The sequence below is a fragment of the Sutcliffiella sp. NC1 genome, from assembly GCF_027594365.1.
Taxonomy (GTDB): Bacteria; Bacillota; Bacilli; order Bacillales; family Bacillaceae_I; genus Sutcliffiella; species Sutcliffiella cohnii.
The window spans coordinates 843,334-855,743 of sequence record NZ_CP115153.1 but is presented as its reverse complement, the minus strand read 5'-3'; the positions used below and the strand labels follow the sequence as shown (position 1 = coordinate 855,743).

Genomic DNA, 12,410 nt, shown 5'->3' with positions numbered 1-12,410 from the left:
CTTTACTTATTAGGTGTTGCAAACGTTCCTAACCGATCCGTATCGATAGGGAAAAGGTTCATTTCCCCAATTGCTAACGCCATATCTGCCGCTTTCCAATCCAATTCCATTTGTTTTCCTAAATCATGTGGATATAACCATCCTTTTTCTAACATCAACTCGGTAACTTCACTATGTAAATCAATAGCTCGTTCCATCTGGTTATATAATACATTCCGCAATTCAGGATTTGCAGTTTCTGTTAGGGTAACTGCATAATATCTTATACCTGTTTTAATCGATAATAGCAGATCGACTGCGATTGCAGAGTCTGCCATTTTCGGCATTCCTTCTGCATACTTAGGATCTAAATAATCTTCGTTCATGTTTTACACCTCAGCTTTCATGTTGATAATCGGTACGTGCCCCTCTATAAAGTGTCTGTAATTCTTTAAGTGCTTGCATAGATTGCTCTATATCTTTATCCATCAATTTTTTTAAATCGTTATCAAAGCATACTCCTTGCATTAGTTTCGTTTTCATTAAACAAATTGTTTTAAAATTAACCATTTCGTGCGTGTCCATCGTTTCGTGAAACGCTAGTTCGGCTTTTTGTTCAGACATGTTACACACTCCTTTATCAAACATTCCTACTTTAATTTCCCCATTTATATTGTCATCTTCCACAATAAACAAAAAATTCTCCTTCCATAAGTGGTTAAAATTAACTAATAGAAATTGAATAAGTTTCATTTGAGAGAAGAAAGATTAGAAATGTTAAGGAAAGGAGACCGACAATGAAGACAAAATTAGCACTACATGAAGCATTAGAAGCACATGAACTACTAAATTTTAAAAATTTAAGTATAACAAAATCATTTACGATGAGTGGACTTGTTCAAGACGAACAATTAAAAACGATATTAAATCAAGAGGTTGAATCTGGAACAAAGTTTATTCATCAATTACAGAACTTTTTAACAGATCGGAGTAATGAGGCATGAATAACATAATAAAAAAATTAATGGGGATGGGCGGCATGACAGACACGGTTATTGCTACAGATTTCCTCGTCTCTACAAAGGCTGCTGTTAGAAACTTAGCTTTCGCCATTACCGAAACAACTACTCCAGAATTAAAGAAAGTACTGCGTGAGGAATTAAGAAATGCGGTGAAGACACATGAGGCGATTTCCAATTACATGATTAAAAAAGGAGTTTATCACCCGTCTAATCTGGAAGAACAAATAAAAGTAGATATGCAAATAACAGAAACTGCATTAACACTAACCGAAAAATAAAAGAGAACATTTCCTATATTCGCTTTTATGCGCGTAATAGGAAATGTTCCCGAGTTTTTCTAATTAGTAGCGTTAAATTTAGCCATCGTTGTTTTTAATTCTACCGCTAAATCGTGTAACTCCTTAGCTGCATCTGATAACTCATTGATGGATAGTAGCTGTTCCGTTGTACTCTTTTCAATATCAGAAGTAAAATCAGCGTTTTGATGAGCTATTATTGTTAACTCCTCAACAGATGCAGTAACTTCTTCTGTGCCTGCTGATATTTCTTGCGTTGCACTAGAAACACTTTCAATTTGCGCAGATATTTGATCGGTGAACTGCTTCATTACGTGAAAAATTTCACCAGTTTGATTAGCAATTTCGGATCCCTTTTCTGCCTCCAATGTTCCTTTTTCCATCGATGTGACCGCATTATTCGTATCTGCTTGAATTTGTTCAATAATTTTTTCTATTTTACTAGTAGATTGGTTAGATTCTTCTGCAAGCTTTCGAACTTCTTGGGCTACTACAGCAAAACCTTTTCCATGTTCTCCTGCTCTGGCAGCCTCAATCGCCGCATTCAACGCTAGAAGGTTTGTCTGAGCTGAAATACTAGTTATTACCTCTAAAATACTACTAATTTCATCGGAACGTACTTTCAATGTATTAATAACGTCGCTAGATTCTTTTACAGTGTTATTAATCGTTCGCATTTGCTCCACGACACTTTGAATAGACGTTAAGCCGTCATGAGCGTATCTTTCCATATCTTTCGATAATAATGATATATCTTGAGAGGAGTTCGCGATTGCTTCAATTTCAGAAGCAATTTGTCCCATCGCTCCCGCCGATTCCATTACAGACTTTTCTTGCGATTGAACACCGGCTGTCATTTTATTAATGTTTTCACTTACAACCGTAGAAGTATCAATTGATTGTTCACTAACTTTTTTAACTAATTCAGAAGAGTGTAATACCGTATTGGACGTTTCCCCAATTTTATTCATCATCGTTTTTAACTGTAGTGCCATTTCATTAAACGCTTCGTTCATTTCTCCTAAATCATCGGCTCTCGTTGGCAAGTCAATGTTCAAGTTGCCATTTTTCATCTCGTTAATTCCATCCATAAGATGGCGTAACGGTTTAAATAGCATACGAATTCCGATAATTTGTACAACGATAATAACGATAATTGCTGGTATTAGGATAATGAGAGATTTAAAAATAAATTCACTTGTACCATCCTTTACCATACTCGCATCTACATCAATGGCGAAAAAAGCAAACGAATCCCCTGATTGGTTACTTATTGGATAAAGAACAGTAACCCAAGTACCTAATTCATCCTCGTACACTGGGGAAAACGTAATACGATTTGTTTCATTTAATTCTTTTATCGATTGAACGACAACTGCTGGATGTTCGTATATATCGCCAGCCCCTATATTAAATTCTTTTAACGCCTCTATTAAGTGCGAGGGGATTGCAATAATTTTGGAAGAATTACCATCGACTAGCTCTGTACTGAAAATATATGCTTGTGCAACATTTGGATTAGTTGATGAGATGTAATCAAATAATGAAGTTAACTCTTGTTGCGCTGGATCTTCATAACTAGAAGCTTGAGATGCCGCTTGAACAATAGTAGTTTCAATTTCATCCGCCCAACGAGTTGCTAGCGCCTCTGTTTGCTTCTCTAATTCGGCTACTAACACATTTCGTTGAATTTGGATACTGCTTACCATTAATACTGTACCAACAAGCAATAATAACAACGTTGTAATTAGTATAGACTTTGTCGCAAAAGATAGTTTTTTAAGTTTAGTCAAGATGCTTTACTCCTTTTTTATACGTATAATAACTCGTACGATTTTTCGTGTATGTTCATATGCTCCTGAAGGAATGCGATATAACGCTCCACTTCCTCTACTGTTGTATAAGGGGAGATACTAAAAAACTTATGAGCATAAATAGAAACATTTTTATTAGAATTAGCCGCGACTACTTGACGTTGCTTTTTCGTATTTCCGAAGAAAACATGCTCCCTAGCTATGCCTGTTAGTTCAGCAAACTCTTCATTATAATGATTAATTTCATTAATTTCTTCCAAAGTTAACATACCGTTCAACTCTTCCTTCCAGCGGCTATTAGTAGGATAGAATCGGAATGTCGTAATTGGTGATACTTCATTTGTTATTTCAACATTGTTAAATGCTAATTTAAGAGTTTTTCTAAACCGTAAATTTACTTCAATATAATTAGCTAATAAACGTTGATACCCTTCCATTCCGAGCGCTAATAAGGAAGCGTATATGGAGATAGCACTACCCATTCGAGAACATTCTAGCGTATAACTTGTATGATAACTTCCGTAACCTCGATTGCCAACGTAAGGGGTTTCTGATGCATCTAAATCTACATATTGTAAATTATTTTTATCTTTTATTAAGAAAAGACTCGTGATGTAAGGAGTTTGACCTAGTTTATGAAAATCAAATACCATGCTGTCTGCTAAATAAACTTTACTAAACTTCGTATGATAGTTTTGTAACACATGTAAAACATCACTATGTAAATTTAGCGGATTTGACTCAAATGAATATTGGTTGAAGAACGTATACATTCCCCCCATCGCCGTATCCGCATGAATATAAATTGGCTGAAGATCGTATTCTTTTTCCAACTGTGTCGTAATTTCTTTTATCCCTTCGATGTTATCAATGCCAAACGTATCTGTCGTCCCCATCGTTGCTAACACATATAAAGGTATTCCACCGAATTGAATGATTTCTTCCATTTTCTCCTTCAAGTCATCCAAATTCATCGAATGGTCATCATTAACTTTTACACGAATCATATTATTAATGCCGATACCTGTTGCCTCGACAGACTTATAGAGACTATAGTGAGATAACTCTGAACAGAAACAATATAAATTGTTCGGTACCCCTATTTTATTGGACTGTGGAAAGCGCCTAGTTATGGCAAGTCGTAATGAGTTGAATACCGCACCTTGGCCCCCCCACGTCGTATAGCCAGCACTTTCGTTCGAGTCGTAACCAACTACTTTAGATAACATACTCGTAATCTTCACTTCTGCACTAGCTGCTGCTGGACCTTCGACATCCCATAAGCTATTACCGTTCGTTAGAACCATTACTAAATTTCCAATAATACTAGCGATGTTTGGAAGTGGTGCAGCATTCGCTACATAACTACTATTTACAAAACGATGTCCTTTAACAAGCTCTAACAGCTCGTCAATCGTATTTTCCATTGATAAGCCCGCACTCGGTACCGATGAATGTTCCATAAGACGATTATAATAATCCTCACTGTAAACCGGCATTTCACCTAGTGTTAACTTAGAAGGATCTTTTAGTTCATCTATTTTTGATAGAATCGTTTGAACATAGTTTCCTAATTCCTCTCTCTGTTTCTCGTTTCCGTCCACACTTGGAAACAACTGTTGAAGTTCACTCATTGTTGTCATATTTTTTACCCCCATTTATTTAAAAGAACCACTTTAATACACCAATAACATCTAAGAACACAATAATAATGGCAACAGGTGTAAAATATTTCAATAAATAATACCAAACGTTAAAAATACTAGCTCTTATATTAGATCCTGCTCGCAATTCATCCATCAATTCACTTTTCGATACTTTTAATGGAATAAAAATTGCTAGGAGTAACGCTCCTAACGGCATTAATATGTTACTAACGGTAAAGTCGAACAGATCAAAAAATGTTTTATCAAAAATAGTTACATCTGCCATCACTCCATACGATAAACAGGAAGGAATACCAACGATAAAAATAAGTATTCCAACAAGCCATGTTGTTTTTTTCCTTTTGCTATTATCTTTTTTCGTAAAAGCAGCCACAATAATTTCAATCATAGAAAATGCCGATGTTAAGGCAGCAAATAAAAATAAAACTAAAAAGGCAAGAAAGAAAAACATTCCTAACGGTAACTGTGAAAACACCGCCGGTAATACAGCAAAAATTAAAACCGGTCCTGCATCTGGTTCCAATCCGAACGAAAATACACCTGGAAAAATAGCTAGTCCCGCTAAAAGAGCAATCACAATATTAATGATAACGATAGATAATGCTGAAAACGGAATATTTTGTGTTTTAGGTAAATAAGAAGCATATGTCACCATGACGGATACCCCTAAAGAAAGGGTAAAAAACGCCTGGCCAAGTGCGAATAAAATACTTTCTGACGTTAGTTTAGAAAAATCAGGAATCAGTAAAAATTTCACACCTTCCAACGCTCCATCTAAACTAAGGGAGCGAAAGACGATGACGATAAATAATACGAGTAAGGCTGGCATCATTATTTTACTAGCCTTTTCAATTCCTTTTTGAACACCTTGTGATACAACAAGTATCGTAATAAACATAAATAATAGTTGGCCTAATAGAGTCCAAAACGGCTTAGAAATTACTTGACCAAAAAGTGGTCCGTATTCAGCTTGAGATAGACCGTTCAAACCGCCTGCGAAAACTTCTATTATGTATAGAATGATCCAGCCCCCAACAACACTATAAAAGGACAATAGTAAAAAGCTAGTGAACACACCTAGTTTTCCGATCACATTCCATTTTGAATTTGGGGCAAGCTTCGTATAAGTCGAAACTGCATCACTTTGAGCTTTACGACCAATTACAAATTCTCCGACTAAAAGTGGCAATCCTAGAAATAACGTAAATAATAAAAAGACTAGTAGAAATGCTCCTCCTCCACCAGTACCCGCTACATAAGGGAACTTCCAAATTGCCCCTAAACCAATTGCTGAGCCAGCAGCGGCCCAAATAAAACCAATTTTTGTTTTCCAATGCTCTTGTTGTGTCAATTACTTTACCTTCTTCCTTTAAAACATTAAACAGCGATAGATACCATTCTATTAAAATACTACGGATACTCCTTGATATAAAATCATAAAAAAATGCCCACCTAAATAAGGTGGACATTGATGATTAGCAGATCAAAAATAAGTATATCCAGCCTGTTCGGTAACCCGGCGACCTTAGAGGTATCTCCTTAGGCCCGTAGCTTTGCGTCTCCACTTTTCAATGGATTTGCCATTATCGTAGGTATCTTCTTTTTTGCACCATTAAGTATAACATAAGTATAATCGGCATGTTGACAAATATGTTTATAAGTCTTTAGAACTAAAATAAGCATCTTTACCGTTACTTATTAACTATATCACCTATTTCGTATACTTCCCCATAAGCCGGTAAGAGCTGTTGCCCATTCTTTGGTTTCAATCTTTCAGGATAAAAGCTATGAAGGGGTATGAGTACTTTTGGGTCAAGTTCATCAACAATATACTTTAAATGCTGAGGTAACGCATGCCCTCCTGAACTTACTTCTACTCTTTCTAAAGAAAGTAGTGATAATATTTTCTCTAGATTATGGAATGCCGGGTCATAATCACCTAAAGGAACGCCGTTGGAGTGGATGTATACTCCATTTTCAACGTGTAGATCAAATAATTCTATTATATTCTCATAACTGTTTTGAACGAAATATCTGCTTGGATTCTCATTAATTTTTTCTTTATTTATGAGTGGATATTTTTCCAACAATAGTTTTTGCCAATCGAGCAGCTTGTTTTCTCTTATCATAGTTTTTAGCTCTTCTGATTCGAATATGTAAAAGTGACATTGTGGTAAAAAAGTATGAGCAAGTTGCGCTGTTTTTATTTCTAGAACCACTTTTCTTTTAGCCTCTTCTCCTGCTTTACACATACCGTTAATGCGTTCCATATTTCGATGGTAAATATTAAAAATACCAATACCCTCTGACTCTTTTAACATTTGTGCAACATTAATTTGTAGCTTCGTTTCCGTAAGGAGTTTATCTGGCAATTCATTGTTACTGACTAAAAGATGTTCCGCTAATTCCTCTTCACTTTTTAATGTTGTTCCTTCGATAATAACTGCATCATACCTTAATTCTTTTGCCTTTTGTAAAAACTCCTCCATCACCTCTGGTGAAGAGCCGTGCAATCTAAAATCACCTGTATAAATAATTTTTGCATCAGGAGTTTCTAGATGAAATGCGCACGCCCCGATAACATCATGATCAACAGAAAGAGGTGTTACTTTTATTTCTCCTATATGAAAAGATTGATCGTACTCACAAGATTGGTACGACCTTACACCAGGTACACCTTCCCCGATTAATTGTAACTGATTATATAGATTTCGAGATTGTTCCGTCATATAAACTGGAATAGAAGGATCAATACATCCGATAGCTCCCATATGATCTAAATGCAAATGAGATATTAAAACAGCTGTTTTTCCCTCATATTCTTCCGCTGAAATAACATTATCACTCGCTAAGTGCTTCTTATTGTATATTCCTTCAATTTTCGGTATCATACGTAGCTTTAAGTAGTCTCGAACTATCGCACTATTACGCACCTTCACTTGTCCGTCAAAAATAGCTGTCCTCGGGTCAAACGTTAATCCAAAGTCAAAAATAACACGCGATTGCCCGTATTGTAATTGAATAATGGTACCGCCAATTGTTTTTAATCCACCAAAAAATTGAATCAACGTTTTACTCATTCTTCGACATCCTTTTCTTTTATGTAATTGTATTCGAAAAAAGAGGGTGTCCCACTTATCATTGGGACACCTTCTATTATATGTTTTTATTAGTTTCCTAACTCGCGATCCGCTGCTTTTTCCGCAGCTTCTAATCCTTCTTCCACTGTTAGTTCACCTAGGAACACTCTGTCGATTTCTTTTGCAACAGAATTTTTCAATCCATAAGCACCGACAATACGTGGGTCGAAGAAGCCTGCATCAAATTGCTGTTCTCCTACGCCATATTCCGGATTTTCGTCTGTATATTGCTTCCATTCACTACTTTCTAAAGCCGAGTAACGTACTGGTAAGTAACCAGATTGCATTGCCCAATATGTTGTGTTTTCTGTATTAATTAAAAATTTCATGTACTCAAATGCTGCTTTCTTTTCTTCATCAGAAGCACTAGCGAAAATAGATACGTTTGTTCCAGCAAATGGCGTTGCTGCCTCTTTTCCACTTGGAAGTACAGTTGCTGCCCAATTAATGCCGTTTTCTTCAGCTGGAGCTGCCACGTAAGGGATACCAGCAGAAGAACCGATATATAAAGCAACATCTCCACGAGTAAACGGACCAGACATATATCCATCTTCACCTGCAGTACGAGCAACACCGTCTAGAATCATATTATTAACAAATTCTAATGCTTCTTTCCCTTCTGGGGAATTCATTTTAAATTCTCCAGTTGCTTCATCAAAGTATACACCACCAGCTTGATGTACCCATTGGTTAAATTCTAATGAAACAGAGTTTTCTAAACCAAGTCCAATTACTTTACGACCTTCATTGTCAAACGTTAATTTCTCAGACGCGTCACGTAGCTCTCCCCACGTTGTAGGTGGTTCAATTCCAGCCTCTTCTAAATAATCTACATTATAGAACATAATACGAGTACTTTTGTTAAAAGGTAAACCGTAATACTTGCCATCCCATACGTTCGCTTCACGGAAAACTTCTACAATATCATTTAATTCTGCTTCACTCATGCCAACTTCTTGGTCATTTATTAACGGTGTTAAATCAGCAATTAAATCATTTTGAATATATTCCGTAATCCAATCCTCGTAAGCTTGAGTTAAAACTGGTAAATTATTTGCTCTTGCAGCAGCCATATTTTTCGTAGAAAGGTCACTGTAGCTTCCTTGATTCACAAGCTTTACCGTAATATTTTTTTCGTTTGATTCATTAAAATCATTCGTAATTTTCGTTAAAGCTTCTTCATGTCCTCCACTCATTGCATGCCAAAATTCAATTTCAATCGGAGACGCTTCCGCTTTCTTCTTCTCCTCTGTATTTGAATTATTGTTAGAATCATTATTCGTATTTTCGTTTCCACTTGTTGTATTACTCTCATTCCCACAAGCAGCTAATATTGTAATAAATAATATTGCAATCATTGTCATTATTAATTTTTTCATTTTCATCGTATTTCCTCCTCTTTACTAGTTAATAGAATTCGAATTGTGTGAACCTTTTACTTTAGGACCACCCCCTAAAAGCATTCACTTCTGTTATCCTTTAATTCCTGCTTTCGCTACACCTTCAATAATGTACTTTTGTAAAATGAGATATAAAATAATCATTGGCAGTATGATCATTGTAGAAGCCGCCATAAGTAGCTCATAAACGGTTCCTGCTTCGGTACTAAACGAAGTTAAACCGACCGGTAAAGTTCTCATTTCCTTTGATTGCGTAACAATTAACGGCCAAAGGAACGCATTCCAGCTGCCGATTGCTTTTAATAATAAAATCGTAACAATCGCTGGCTTTGCTAGTGGTACCATAATCGTCCACAAAAAACGAAAATTGCTACAGCCATCAATTTTGGCAGCATATGATAGCTCTCTTGGAATTCCTAAGAAAAATTGGCGTAATAGAAAAATAGAAAAAATACTTGCTAGCCACGGTACGATTAATGCTGGGTAACGGTCAATCCAACCTAACTCAGACAATGTCACATAATTCGGAATCAATAATACTTCTCCGGGAACCATCATCGTTCCTAACAGAACAGCAAAAACGATGTCCCGACCGTAAAAGTTAATTCTCGAAAAAGCGTAGGCAGCTAGTATCGTTGTCAACAATTCCCCAATAGTCGATAATACGGTAACGATAATGCTATTTACCGTATACCTAGCAAACGGGGCCATCCCCCATGCCGTTTCATAGTTATCCCATCTCCAATCGGATGGAATCCAGACAGGAGGCATCATCATTACCTCTCCTGAAGATTTCAGCGACGTACTTAACATCCAAACAAACGGCAAAAGCATCAACATACTGCCTACGATTAAAATGATATAAATGAACCCTTTTGATAGAGCTGCTTTTTGCATGTTCTCTCCCCCTTCTCCTAGTAAGTAACCCTACGTTTTCCAATGTAAAGTTGGATAAGGGTAAAGATAAAAATAATAATGAACAAAACATACGCAGCTGCGGAAGCAATGCCGAACTGCCATTCTAAATAAAACTTGTCATATATGTAATACACAATTGTTTGTGCACTATACGCTGGTCCAGGCTTTCCATCAAAAAGTGCATACACTTCGTCAAACACTTTAAACGAATTTATCACTGCAATAATCGATACAAAGAACGTTGTTGGCGATAACATCGGAACAGTTATATGCAAAAAACGTTTCCATGAACTAGCACCGTCAATTTGAGCTGCTAAATAATATTGGTGGTTAATATTTTGTAAGCCTGCTAGAAAAATAATGATGTTATATCCGAGACTCTTCCAAATACTCATAATAATTAATGCGGGCATTGCCCAATTCGGGTCCGTTAACCAACGTATCGGATCAATCCCAATTAGCCCTAAAAAGTAGTTAAATATCCCATAGTCTGTGTGGTAAATCCAACGCCACACAATGGAAACTGCTACAACGGACGTAACGAATGGTAAAAAATATATCGATCGGAAAATACCTCTAAACTTTATTTTTGTGTTTAATAAAATGGCGATCCATAGCGATAATATAATGGACGCAGGTACGACCCCTAAAACGAAAATGAACGTGTTTTTGATGGAAGTCCTAAATTCCGGATCATTGTATATGTAAATAAAGTTGTCAAAGCCATATTCATGTACGATATTTTTAAAATAATCGTAATCTGTATAAAAGCTCATTAAAAACGACATGATGATTGGATATATATTAAAAACTCCTAAAACGATAAGAGCTGGTGCTAAATACAGAAGAGCTTTTAATGTTCCTTTTATAGTTGGTTTTTCTATCACCCTACGCGCTCCTTCTTTTCAATAGATTCAATCGCTACATTCTGTCCTGACTCGGCATCAAAAAGATGATAACGGTCTTTACGAATCGATAGTTTAATCGCATCTCCACTATTTGTTGTTTGCTCTGGGTCAAGTAATGCTCTAATTTTCAACTCCCCAACGGTAGCGGTTAATAATGTGTCACGGCCGATTCGTTCTACGAGCTCGACTCTAGCTGTAATACTATTATCTTCACTGTCTGTTACAAAGAAATCTTCTGCTCGAACGCCTAATAATAATTCTTTTTCTGAATCATTAGGAATAGCTAGCTGTTTATCAAGTTGCAAGCTATTTTTTGTGTCTTTTATATGTAATGATTGGTTACTAGGTTGATAGTTTACTGGGATCATATTGATTGGTGGATTCCCCATAAACTTGCCAACGAAAGCATTAACTGGCCTGTCATACATTTGTTGCGGTGGACTAAACTGCTGAAATTTTCCGTCCTTCATTAGTAACACTTTGTCTGATATACTCATCGCTTCTTCTTGATCATGCGTAACAAAAATAGTCGTAATTCCTACTTCTTGTTGAATGCGACGAATTTCTTCACGCATTTCTAACCTTAAGCGTGCGTCTAAATTAGAAAGTGGTTCGTCGAGCAACAGTAGCTTTGGCTGTTTTACTAGCGCACGTGCTATTGCAACACGTTGTTGCTGACCTCCTGAAAGCTGTTTCGGCTTTCGCATTAATAGATGGTCAATTTGTACGAGCTTTGCCATTTCAATCGCTCTTTCTTCCGCCTCTTTTTTAGGTACTTTTGTCATTCTTAATGGAAACATAATATTTTTTAATACGGTCATATGTGGATATAAGGCGTAGTTTTGAAACACCATCCCAATTTCTCTATGCTCTGGTTCAATATCGTTTACTAGTTTTTCACCGAAAAATAATTGTCCTGACGTAGGCTTGTACAATCCGGCTAGCATAAATAAGGTTGTACTTTTTCCACACCCACTTGGCCCTAAAAGGGATACGAGTTCCGCATCATTAATCGTCACGTTTAATCGATCCACTGCGGTAACATCGTCAAATTTCATCGTTATGTCCCTCAACTCTATTCTCAAAGATGTAACCCCCTAATATTTTCATCCTAAGTTAACATGATTCATTATACCTACCGAGTACGAAGCTGCCGTAAAAGTAGTTTGAATGTTTCGTTAAGTAATATTTGAAAATGTAAAGTAATTAATGGTTTGTAAATTTTTAGAATTGGAGATTTCAAAACGTAGCAAAAAAGCGTCACTC

Annotated in this window: 12 protein-coding genes and 1 riboswitch; of the genes, 2 read left to right on the top strand and 10 right to left on the bottom strand. The window is 36.3% G+C overall.

All coding sequences use genetic code 11. The annotated features are described in order from the left end of the window. Positions 1-2: 2 nt before the first annotated feature. Positions 3-365 (bottom strand): spore coat protein, encoded by a 363-nt coding sequence (locus O1A01_RS04275; RefSeq protein ID WP_270065649.1) that lies wholly within the window; start codon positions 363-365, stop codon positions 3-5. Between the two features lie 10 nt (positions 366-375). Then, the gene (locus O1A01_RS04270; protein WP_270065648.1) at positions 376-603 is read right to left on the bottom strand and encodes a spore coat protein; all 228 of its coding nucleotides are present in this window, start codon (positions 601-603) and stop codon (positions 376-378) included. A 173-nt stretch (positions 604-776) separates the two neighbouring features. Here O1A01_RS04270 and O1A01_RS04265 point away from each other — a divergent pair, with 173 nt between their 5' ends. Continuing rightward, positions 777-983, top strand: a complete 207-nt coding sequence (locus O1A01_RS04265) for a hypothetical protein (RefSeq protein WP_270065647.1) — start codon at positions 777-779, stop codon at positions 981-983. After that, a complete protein-coding gene (locus tag O1A01_RS04260; protein WP_066418162.1) occupies positions 980-1,279 on the top strand; it encodes a spore coat protein in 300 nt (99 codons plus the stop codon). Before O1A01_RS04265 ends, O1A01_RS04260 begins: the two co-directional genes overlap by 4 nt. A gap of 59 nt (positions 1,280-1,338) precedes the next feature. Here O1A01_RS04260 and O1A01_RS04255 read toward each other — a convergent pair whose 3' ends face one another. The 8 genes from O1A01_RS04255 to O1A01_RS04220 form a co-directional block, all read right to left on the bottom strand. Then, complete coding sequence (locus O1A01_RS04255; protein ID WP_066418159.1) at positions 1,339-3,090, bottom strand: methyl-accepting chemotaxis protein; 1,752 nt, start codon at positions 3,088-3,090, stop codon at positions 1,339-1,341. Between the two features lie 17 nt (positions 3,091-3,107). Next, positions 3,108-4,745, bottom strand: coding sequence for a pyridoxal phosphate-dependent decarboxylase family protein (locus O1A01_RS04250; RefSeq protein WP_270066371.1), 1,638 nt, complete (start codon positions 4,743-4,745; stop codon positions 3,108-3,110). Between the two features lie 28 nt (positions 4,746-4,773). Then, positions 4,774-6,129 carry a sodium-dependent transporter gene (locus O1A01_RS04245; protein ID WP_066418157.1) on the bottom strand — a complete coding sequence of 452 codons (1,356 nt, stop codon included), beginning with the start codon at positions 6,127-6,129 and terminating at the stop codon, positions 4,774-4,776. Positions 6,130-6,285: 156 nt separating this feature from the next. Continuing rightward, positions 6,286-6,370: riboswitch (cyclic di-GMP riboswitch) on the bottom strand. Between the two features lie 99 nt (positions 6,371-6,469). Continuing rightward, the gene (locus tag O1A01_RS04240) at positions 6,470-7,858 is read right to left on the bottom strand and encodes an MBL fold metallo-hydrolase (protein ID WP_270065646.1); all 1,389 of its coding nucleotides are present in this window, start codon (positions 7,856-7,858) and stop codon (positions 6,470-6,472) included. 89 nt (positions 7,859-7,947) lie between these two features. Next, on the bottom strand, positions 7,948-9,303 hold the full coding sequence (locus tag O1A01_RS04235; protein WP_270065645.1) for an ABC transporter substrate-binding protein: 1,356 nt from the start codon (positions 9,301-9,303) through the stop codon (positions 7,948-7,950). 87 nt (positions 9,304-9,390) lie between these two features. Continuing rightward, positions 9,391-10,215, bottom strand: coding sequence for a carbohydrate ABC transporter permease (locus O1A01_RS04230; protein WP_270065644.1), 825 nt, complete (start codon positions 10,213-10,215; stop codon positions 9,391-9,393). A 17-nt stretch (positions 10,216-10,232) separates the two neighbouring features. After that, complete coding sequence (locus O1A01_RS04225) at positions 10,233-11,123, bottom strand: carbohydrate ABC transporter permease (RefSeq protein ID WP_066418145.1); 891 nt, start codon at positions 11,121-11,123, stop codon at positions 10,233-10,235. Beyond that, entirely contained in the window at positions 11,120-12,229 is a 1,110-nt protein-coding gene (locus O1A01_RS04220; RefSeq protein WP_066418143.1) for an ABC transporter ATP-binding protein, read from the bottom strand. Before O1A01_RS04220 ends, O1A01_RS04225 begins: the two co-directional genes overlap by 4 nt. Positions 12,230-12,410 lie beyond the last annotated feature (181 nt).

Excerpts from the sequence above, each read along its gene's own strand:
- O1A01_RS04275 (WP_270065649.1), bottom strand. The coding sequence starts at position 365 with ATGAACGAAGATTATTTAGATCCTAAGTATGCAGAAGGAATGCCGAAA.
- O1A01_RS04250 (WP_270066371.1), bottom strand. The coding sequence starts at position 4,745 with ATGAGTGAACTTCAACAGTTGTTTCCAAGTGTGGACGGAAACGAGAAA.
- O1A01_RS04265 (WP_270065647.1), top strand. The coding sequence starts at position 777 with ATGAAGACAAAATTAGCACTACATGAAGCATTAGAAGCACATGAACTA.
- O1A01_RS04235 (WP_270065645.1), bottom strand. The coding sequence starts at position 9,303 with ATGAAAATGAAAAAATTAATAATGACAATGATTGCAATATTATTTATT.
- O1A01_RS04240 (WP_270065646.1), bottom strand. The coding sequence starts at position 7,858 with ATGAGTAAAACGTTGATTCAATTTTTTGGTGGATTAAAAACAATTGGC.
- O1A01_RS04230 (WP_270065644.1), bottom strand. The coding sequence starts at position 10,215 with ATGCAAAAAGCAGCTCTATCAAAAGGGTTCATTTATATCATTTTAATC.
- O1A01_RS04270 (WP_270065648.1), bottom strand. The coding sequence starts at position 603 with ATGTCTGAACAAAAAGCCGAACTAGCGTTTCACGAAACGATGGACACG.
- O1A01_RS04260 (WP_066418162.1), top strand. The coding sequence starts at position 980 with ATGAATAACATAATAAAAAAATTAATGGGGATGGGCGGCATGACAGAC.